The following is an 8,099-nucleotide window of genomic DNA, read 5'->3' as shown; positions in this document are numbered from 1 at the left end:
TTGAAACGTGCATTCGGCGTTGCGGAACGCAATCCACGCTCTCTGCGCTTTCACGAACCGTGCCTTGCCGTCGGAATCATCCGTAAGCCGCTTCTGGATTTGCTTGAAGGTCTGGTTCAATGCCTGATCGGCTCTTTTGAAATCCGAAGCTGGATCAGCCAGAGCCGCGGTGGCGGCGAACGACAGCATGGCGACCGCAGCAAGTAGAAAACGCATGATTGTATCCCCCTCATGAAAACAACCACAAGTAAGCACGCATAGGAGCAGCCGGCAAGGCCTGGAAAACCATATAGTAAGCAAAGGGTTGTCGGGTTCAACAATGCAGGACGGACGAGGCTAGGGCCGTGAGGTGATATGCGGGGAGTGGCAGATAACTCATGTATTCGATGCAATGGCGGTCGAATGCGGCCGCCACAAGCTGACCATGTTTGGACACATCGCTTGGTCGCGCGCCGGGAGGATTGGTTCCAAGAAAATTGCGATCACCGGCGCATCTTTTGCGAGCTTGCCTTTGCGTGAAGGCGAATCGCCGATGCCGGGGCATTTGCCATGCTATGTGGTTTTCGGATTTGATTTATCGCATTGTCCTGTCGGCGTTGCCTGGCAACCTGCCGTCACTTATGCAGCAGAACGTAACAGGACATTCGCAACGTTACATGCGAGAGACGTTTTCCATGATTGATCGTGCCGCACAATTCAGGGCTTCGTCGCCTCACGCTCAAAAATGGTCCAGAATCAAAGTCGGAATGATTGGCGAAACCGCGCGCATCCCCGAGGCGGTGATCGGGATCCGGTCTCCCTGCGTGCCGTCATGAGTTCACAGTCCGGTAGGACAAAACTATCGTCCTGGCCGAAGATATATCGCGAACTGAACCGTGTGCGCACGCAATTGCGGTCGCCGTGGTCGACATTGGGCAACGCGCTCATTTCCGCAAAGCAGAATGCTGAATACCGGCGCGGACTCGGCAAGCGGATCGAGGCCGCCCGCGAGACTTACACGGCGTCGCCGATCTCGCAGATTGCCGACAGCTTCATGCTCGTCCGGATCATCGGCAATGATCTGGAACCGCGACACCGCAAGGGCCAGTCATTCGACAACGTGCTGTTCATTCTGGACAACGAACCGGTCTTCGACGCCTGCGAAAAATTCTGGATCGTCAATCGAATAGTCGACACCGACGAGGAAGCCCGGATCATCGGCCTGCTCGAAAGCCGCCGCCAGAATTTTCATACAATCCCCTTCGAACTCGATCAGTACCGGAAGATATCCTGGGACGTCGACCAGCTTGTTGCCGGCGACCTCCGATTCTCAGAGAAGGGCCGGGCGAGCGGACAGTCCGCGCGTTACGAAACGCACATCCGCCGCAGCAAGAACCTCTATGTGATGAACAACAATGGGGCTCGCAACGCCGCGCTCGCGATTGCCCGCGACAGGGCAAAATGGCTGATGCCCTGGGACGGGAACTGCTACCTGACAGCCTCTGCGTTCCAGCGGATACGGTCCGCGATCGAGAAAAACCCGCACCTTCCCTACGCTGTGGTGCCCATGGCGCGCATTGTCGACAATGCGCTTCTGCTGGACCAGAGCTTTCAGCCGCCGGCCGAGGAGGAGCCGCAGATCATATTTCGAGCCGATACCACGCAACTGTTCGACGAAAACTATGGTTACGGAAGGCGGCCAAAAATCGAGATGCTGTGGCGGTTGGCAGTTCCTGGCCCCTGGGACCGCTACCGCGACGACGCCTGGGATTTTCCACGCCCGGTCCGGGCGGCGGATGCCGGGCTGCTCCAGAAAGCGGGCTGGGTGGCGCGCCTGGATTCAGGGCGTTCGCATCTGGAGATCGGCAAGGCCGGCTTCGTCGCGCGTCTGGTCAGCCGCGATCAGGCGATCGTCGATATGGTCGATCAATGTGACGCCAAGGCAGTCGCCGCTCGGCTTGATACCTCCCGCCTGGCCTTTTATGACGAAGACGCCCTGGCCAACGCGGTGAAGGACGGGCCCATCCTGCACCATCTCGAAACCGCGGCCGGACAGGCACTCGCCCGCGGTCCGTTCAGCGTGCTCGACAAGACTGGCCTAGCCCCCAGCGGGGATCCCCAGGACTATTTTCACCCTGCGCCTTACTGGTGGCCCGACCCCGACAGACCCGACGGCCTGCCCTATATCCGGCGCGATGGCGAACGCGTGCCCGGCACGGCATTGTATGCAGCAGGAAGCGAAACCTACGATCGCACACGCTTGCAGCGCGTCTTCGACGACACAACCGTGCTTGCGCTCGCCGCAACCGTGCTTGATGGGCATCATTATGCCGTCCACGCCGCCAGGCTCTTTCGCGCATGGTTTATCGATCCCAGGACAAGAATGAACCCGCATTTGCGCTATGCGCAGGTGCGGTCGGGCCACGACAACAATGAAGGGTCCGGCCACGGCATCATCGAGCTGAAGGATTTCTATTTCTTCCTGGATGCCGTACGCCTGCTCGAGCGAACAGGAGTACTGGGCGACGAGGATCGCGAGGCGTTCAGAGCCTGGCTCGGTTCCTACTGCGAATGGCTGGACACCGCGCCGGCAGCCGCGACGGCCTTCTGCAGCAGCAGCAACCAAGGAACATATTACGATTTGCAGCGGGCATCGATCGCCACGTTTCTTGGCGACAGCGCCACCCTGGCCAAGATCAGCCTCTATGCTCGGGAGAGACTAGCAACCCAGATCGCAGCCGATGGCTCCTTGCCCAGGGAACTGTCCCGCACGCGCCCCAGGCACTACGCCATGTTTACCTTGCAAGGCTGGACGTCGCTGGCCCGTGTCCTGTCTTCGGTCGGTGACAATCTCTGGCAACACAAGACAGCCGAGGGGCTGGGACTGGTCCAGGCGCTGCACTGGCTTGTTGCGCACGAGAACAAGCCACACACCATGTCGGCCGAAACTGTCGATCCGGATCGGCTTGGGCCGCTGCTTCTCGACCTGACGCACCATGATCCCGCAGGAATGCCACCTGCCGATCTGGGAAGGGCGACCAAGCCCATTTTTCATCCAGACGAGGCAATCGCGCCTTTTTGGCTGTGGCGGAGACATTAGCGACGCCCGGCATTCCTGGCCTGTTACGTCGATGATGAGAACCACTTTCCGCGCTTCAAACACCCGCGACGGTGCAAAGGCTCTTCATCCTGGTCACCGCCAGTTCCGGATCGGCCAGCAATCCGGCCTGGTCGGCAAGGCGGAACACGTCGGCATAGTGACGGATGCCGCGCGCCGACTGCATACCGCCGACCATCGCAAAATGATCCTGATGGCCGTTCAGCCAGGCCATGAGGACGATGCCGGCTTTGTAATACTCGGTCGGCGCCTCGAAGATCTTTCGCGACAGCGGCACGGTCGGCGCCATCAACGCGTCAAAGCCGGCGCGGTCGCCTTCCGCCAGTTTCGCCAGCGCCGCGTTGGCAACCGGCGCAATCGCGTCGAAAATACCCAGCAATGCGTGCGAGTGCCTTTTCTCGTCGCCGGCGATCAGTTCGGGATAATTGAAATCGTCGCCGGTGAACATGACGACGCCGTCCGGCAGACGGTTCCTCAGCGCGACCTCCTTGCCGGCATCGAGCAGTGAGATTTTTATCCCCTCCACCTTGCCAACGTGGCATTCGATGATGGCAACGACTGTATCGAGAGCGACCTCGAAATTCTCGCTGCCCCAATAGCCCCTGAGCGCCGGATCGAACATGTCGCCCAGCCAGTGCAGGATGACCTTGCCGGAGGACTGTGACAGGATGCGGTCGTAGACCCTGACATAGTCGTCCGGCCCTTTGGCAACTGCCGCCAACGCCCGGCTGGCCATCATGATCGCCTTGCCGCCGAGCCCTTCGATTAAAGCGAACTGCTCTTCATAGGCCTTGATGACGTCATCGATTGTTTTGGCGGCGGCGGGCGCCAGATGGTCGGTGCCGGCGCCCGAGGCGAGATCGGCGCCATCGACCGTGCGCGCCTCGGCGATCGAGCGGCGGATCAATTCCTGCGCGTTTGCCCAGTCGAAGCCCATGCCGCGCTGCGACGTGTCCATCGCTTCGGCGATGCGGAAGCCCAGCCGCCACAGATGGTGACGGAACGCCATCGTCCTCTCCCAGTCGATCACCGGTCTGGACCACGGATCGGTCATGGCGAGCGGATCGGCAACGACGTGCGCGGCGGCATAGGCGATACGCGAAAATCGCGCGCCGATGTCAGGCTGCACGGGCTCGCCGACCAGCGTGTACCGGGTGCTGCCGCCACCCTCACCAGGCAAGGAAATGTCCATCCATCGCTCCCTTCACAACGCTACTAAATGGAACGTTCCAATAAATCAAGGACCTTTAAGATTCGAACTCCCTGCAGGATGAAATGCTGCATTGCAACAGGAAAGCCTTATGAAGCATGCCATTTGAGTACGCACAATCGATGTTCGAGGCGCGGGAAAAATCCCGATTGACTCACGAGCGGAGCAGAGATTAGAACGTTCCAATAGTTTTGGGCCTGCAGTCGGGAGGATGCATCTGGATGGCCAACCGGGCCAAGGCGACGATATTCGACATCGCCCGCGAAGCGGGCGTGTCCAAATCGACGGTATCGCTCGTGCTCCAGGGCAGCGGACTGATCCGGCCCGAAACAGCGAGCAAGGTGCGCAAGGCGATCGAGGATGTCGGTTACGTCTACAACCGCGGCGCCGCCAATCTGCGCAAGGCGCACTCCAACGTCATCGGCATGGTCATCAACGATCTCACCAATCCTTTCTTCGCGGAGCTGGCGGTTGGCATGGAGCGGGTCTTCCAGTCGGCCGGCATCGTGCCGTTCATCGCCAACACGGCGGAAAATCCGGTGCGCCAGGAAGAAGTGCTGAAGTCGCTGATGGAGCAAGGCGTCGCCGGCCTCATCGTGTCGCCGGCTCGCGGCACGACGCCGGGCGCCTTCAGGCGGATCGAGACGGCAGGTCTGCCGGTGGTCTTCGCCATGCGCCGGCTTCCCGAGAGCCGCATTCCGGTCATCGCGCCCGACAATCATCGCGGCGCCTATCTCGCCACCGCTCATCTGATCGGCAAGGGACATCGCCGGCTGGTCTTCTTCGGCGGCTCGTCCGATCTCGTCGTCTATCACGAGCGGCTTGGCGGATTTCGCGAAGCCTGCGAGACGCAGGGCATCTCCGACCGCGACACTCTGGTCGTCGAGGGAGAGACCAGCCGCAGAGGTGGTATCGCATGCCTCGAAACCGCTCTCGCAATGGCTGAACCGCCGACCGCGGCACTCTGCTTCAACGACGCCGTCGCCTTTGGCGCCATGCTGGCGCTGCGCAAGCGCGGGCTTGAGCCGGGAGTTGATTTCGCCATCGTCGGCTTCGACGATGTGGCCGAGGCCGAGCACTACATGCCGGCTCTGACCAGCGTCGCGGTGGACTCGGCGGGCCTCGGCGAACGCGCCGCCCATGTCATGTTGAAAATGATCCAGTCACGCACAACACGGGCCGAAGACCATATCGGCGCGGTCAATCTGGTGGTCAGGGAAAGCTGCGGCCCGGATCGCCGCATTCGAAACAGGGCGGCCGGTTCGGGAGGCGCTGCATGAGCGTCAAATGGAGCTTGATCGGTGCCAGCACGATCGTCAGGCAGTTCATGATCAACGCCATCCGCGCGCAAGGCGAGGACGGCATCTGGTCATCGGCGTCAGTCGAAGCAGCATTGCAAACCGCGAAATCAGGCAAGGCGGTCGCAATCGAGCCTAAGCTCGGGAGTGTGAATTGAGCAAGGTGGTCTCCGCAGCGCAGGCAGCCGGCCTGGTCAAGGACGGCATGGTCGTGTCGGTGTCCTCGTCGAGCGGCCTCGGCTGCCCCGATGCGGTGCTCGCCGCGATCGGCGAACGCTTCGACGCAGAAGGCCATCCGAAGAACATCACCACGCTGCACCCGATCGCAGCCGGCGACATGTATGGCATCAAAGGCATCGACCATCTGGCCAAGCCGGGACTGCTGAAGCGTACCTTGTGCGGCTCCTACCCGTCCGGCCCCTCCTCTTCCGAACCGCCGCAGATCTGGAAGATGATCGGCGACAATTCGGTCGCCGCCTACAACGTGCCGTCCGGCATCCTGTTCGATATGCACCGCGAAGCCGCGGCCAAGCGGCCGGGCGTGCTGACCAAAGTCGGTCTCGACACCTTCGCCGACCCGCGCCACCAGGGCTGCGCCATGAACGCCGCCGCCAGCGAGCCGATCGTTTCGGTGCAGCAGTTCGACGGCGAGGAATGGCTCTATTTCCGCTCTATCGTGCCGCAGGTGTCGATCATCCGCGCCACGTCGGCCGACGAGCGCGGCAACCTCACCTACGAGCATGAGGGCGCCTATCTCGGCGGACTGGAACAGGCGCTCGCCGCCCGCAACAATGGCGGCATCGTCATCGCGCAGGTCAAGCGCGTCGTCGAGAACGGCACGCTGAAACCGCATGACGTGCGCGTGCCGGGCGTCCTGGTCGACCATATCGTCGTTGCGCCCGACCAGTTGCAGACGACGCTGACACCCTATGACCCGGCGATCTCGGGAGAAATCTTCCGGCCGCTGTCGAGCTTCCGCACGCCGGAGATGAACGTGCAGAAGGTGATCGCGCGCCGCGTCGCCATGGAGTTGCGCGACGGCATGGCCGTCAATATCGGGTTCGGCATTTCCGCCAATGTGCCGCGCATCCTTCTCGAGGAAGGCCAGCACGGCAAAATTACCTGGGTGATCGAACAGGGCGCGGTCGGCGGCGTGCCGCTGCTCGACTTCAAATTCGGCTGCTCATCGAACGCCGACGCCTTCATGCCCTCGCCGCACCAGTTCATCTATTTCCAGGCCGGCGGCTTCGACGCCTCGCTGTTGTCCTTCCTGCAGATCGATCGACACGGCTCTGTGAATGTTTCGAAGCTTTCGGCGCGGCCGCATGTCACCGCCGGCGCCGGCGGCTTTGTCGACATCACCGCACGGGCGAAGAAGATCGTCTTCTCCGGCTTCTTCAATGCCGGCGCCAAGCTGTCTCTGGCCGATGGCGGCATCCGCATCGACCACGAGGGCAAGGTCAAGAAGGTGGTCAACGAAGTCGAGCACATCTCGTTTTCGGGCAAGCGCGCGGTGGCGCAGGGACAGGACATCACCTATGTCACCGAACGCTGCGTGATGAAGCTGACGCCGGAGGGGTTGGTCGTCACAGAACTCGCACCCGGCATCGATCTGCAGCGTGATGTGCTGGCCCAGTCGGAAATTCCGTTGGCCGTTGCCAGGGACCTCAAGACGACACCGGCAGCCCTCTATCAGGAGCAACCGATAGGCCTGTCGCTGAATGGCGGCGCCTCGGTCGGAGGCGCGCGTGGCTGAGCCTCTCGTCACCTTCGAGCAGGATGGCGCCATCGGTACCATCACGCTGCGCCGGCCGGAGAAATTCAACGCACTGGACATTCCGATGCTGCGGGCGCTAGAGACGGCGCTCGACGCGGCCGAGATGGCCGAGGGCGTCCGCGTCGTGCTGCTGCGCGGCGAAGGCAAGGGCTTTTGCGCCGGTGGCGATGTCGAAGCCTGGGCGCAGATGAGTGCCGCCGATTTCCAGGTGCAGTGGGTGCGCTACGGCCACCGCGTCTTCGACCGCTTGGCGCGGCTGCGGCAGCCGACAATCGCCGTCCTGTCCGGCCATGCGCTTGGCGGCGGCCTGGAACTGGCTGCGGCTTGCGACTTGCGCGTGGCGGAAACACAAGTGAAATTAGGCTTCCCGGAAACCTCGATTGGCGTCGTGCCCGGCTGGTCCGGTACGCAGCGCGCCGTGCGCCGCTTCGGCGCGCAGACGGTGCGCCGCATGGCGCTGGGCGGCGAGATCCTTCTCGCCCCCGAGGCACTCGCCCTGGGCATCGTCGACCGGGTGGTCGCAACTGGCAACGCACACGAAGAAGCAAAGGCGTGGGCGGAAAAGATCGCCGAGCGCGGCCCGCTGGCGACGGAAGCCGCCAAGCTGATGATCGCGGTCGCCGAAGGCGAGGAAAGTGCCGCCGCCACCGAAGCGCTGGCCAGCGGCTTCATCGCCCTGACCGGCGATCTGAAGGCCGGCGTCGATGCCTTCAAGGC

8 protein-coding genes are annotated in these 8,099 nt (G+C 62.3%); 6 read left to right on the top strand and 2 right to left on the bottom strand.

The window, feature by feature from the left end; translation table 11 throughout:
• The coding region (locus tag ENZ74_RS14125; protein WP_245470951.1) for a lysozyme inhibitor LprI family protein at positions 1-189 on the bottom strand (189 nt) is incomplete at its 3' end.
• Positions 190-391: 202 nt separating this feature from the next.
• Here ENZ74_RS14125 and ENZ74_RS14120 point away from each other — a divergent pair.
• Positions 392-682, top strand: a complete 291-nt coding sequence (locus ENZ74_RS14120) for a hypothetical protein (protein WP_127219021.1) — start codon at positions 392-394, stop codon at positions 680-682.
• A 228-nt stretch (positions 683-910) separates the two neighbouring features.
• Entirely contained in the window at positions 911-3,079 is a 2,169-nt protein-coding gene (locus ENZ74_RS14115; protein WP_244514234.1) for an alginate lyase family protein, read from the top strand.
• 55 nt (positions 3,080-3,134) lie between these two features.
• Here the strand turns inward: ENZ74_RS14115 and ENZ74_RS14110 are convergent, their stop codons facing one another.
• Positions 3,135-4,289: a dihydrodipicolinate synthase family protein gene (locus ENZ74_RS14110; protein ID WP_063168953.1), complete on the bottom strand. Its 1,155-nt coding sequence runs from the start codon at positions 4,287-4,289 to the stop codon at positions 3,135-3,137.
• A 239-nt stretch (positions 4,290-4,528) separates the two neighbouring features.
• Between ENZ74_RS14110 and ENZ74_RS14105 the strand changes: the two genes are divergently transcribed.
• The 4 genes from ENZ74_RS14105 to ENZ74_RS14090 all read left to right on the top strand — a co-directional run.
• Positions 4,529-5,587: a LacI family DNA-binding transcriptional regulator gene (locus ENZ74_RS14105; RefSeq protein WP_013529706.1), complete on the top strand. Its 1,059-nt coding sequence runs from the start codon at positions 4,529-4,531 to the stop codon at positions 5,585-5,587.
• Positions 5,584-5,763: a hypothetical protein gene (locus ENZ74_RS35100; RefSeq protein WP_127312816.1), complete on the top strand. Its 180-nt coding sequence runs from the start codon at positions 5,584-5,586 to the stop codon at positions 5,761-5,763. The genes ENZ74_RS14105 and ENZ74_RS35100 overlap by 4 nt, the downstream gene beginning before the upstream one ends.
• A complete protein-coding gene (locus tag ENZ74_RS14095) occupies positions 5,760-7,361 on the top strand; it encodes an acyl CoA:acetate/3-ketoacid CoA transferase (protein ID WP_063168954.1) in 1,602 nt (533 codons plus the stop codon). The genes ENZ74_RS35100 and ENZ74_RS14095 overlap by 4 nt, the downstream gene beginning before the upstream one ends.
• Positions 7,354-8,099, top strand: a 746-nt coding sequence (locus ENZ74_RS14090; protein WP_164761030.1) for an enoyl-CoA hydratase/isomerase family protein, incomplete at its 3' end; no start/stop codon positions are given. The genes ENZ74_RS14095 and ENZ74_RS14090, both read left to right, overlap by 8 nt.

This window comes from Mesorhizobium sp. M7A.F.Ca.CA.002.15.2.1 (assembly GCF_003998715.1).
Lineage (GTDB): Bacteria > Pseudomonadota > Alphaproteobacteria > Rhizobiales > Rhizobiaceae > Mesorhizobium > Mesorhizobium ciceri.
Note: the sequence above shows the minus strand (reverse complement) of the source record. Positions and strands in the feature narration are given on the sequence as shown.

Coding starts and splice junctions, on each gene's coding strand:
- ENZ74_RS14110 (WP_063168953.1), bottom strand. CDS start 4,289: ATGGACATTTCCTTGCCTGGTGAGGGTGGCGGCAGCACCCGGTACACG.
- ENZ74_RS14105 (WP_013529706.1), top strand. CDS start 4,529: ATGGCCAACCGGGCCAAGGCGACGATATTCGACATCGCCCGCGAAGCG.
- ENZ74_RS14120 (WP_127219021.1), top strand. CDS start 392: ATGGCGGTCGAATGCGGCCGCCACAAGCTGACCATGTTTGGACACATC.
- ENZ74_RS35100 (WP_127312816.1), top strand. CDS start 5,584: ATGAGCGTCAAATGGAGCTTGATCGGTGCCAGCACGATCGTCAGGCAG.